The organism is Ensifer sp. ENS06, from assembly GCF_014852205.1.
Classification (GTDB): Bacteria; Pseudomonadota; Alphaproteobacteria; order Rhizobiales; family Rhizobiaceae; genus Ensifer; species Ensifer adhaerens.
This window is the reverse complement of record NZ_JACVBC010000074.1, coordinates 1-255: the sequence shown is the minus strand read 5'-3', so window position 1 is coordinate 255 and position 255 is coordinate 1. Positions and strand designations below refer to the sequence as shown.

Below are 255 nucleotides of genomic sequence, written 5' to 3'. Positions count from 1 at the left end.
TCATGGACGTGCGCGTTCACAACATCCGCAAGGAATTCGGCCGCTTCCCGGCGCTCGACGACGTCTCGCTCGACATCCGCTCCGGCGAGCTGATCGCGCTGCTCGGCCCCTCCGGCTCCGGCAAGACGACACTTCTGCGTCTCGTTGCCGGGCTCGAAAGCCCGACCGAAGGCACGATCTTCTTCGGCGACGAGGATGCCTCGCAAAAGACCGTGCAGGAGCGCAACATCGGCTTTGTCTTCCAGCACTATGCCC

At 63.9% G+C, this 255-nt stretch carries 1 protein-coding gene; it reads left to right on the top strand.

All coding sequences use genetic code 11. The features are described 5' to 3' along the window. Nucleotides 1–2 precede the first annotated feature (2 nt). Nucleotides 3–255, top strand: a 253-nt coding sequence (locus tag IB279_RS38325; protein ID WP_192341313.1) for an ATP-binding cassette domain-containing protein, incomplete at its 3' end; no start/stop codon positions are given.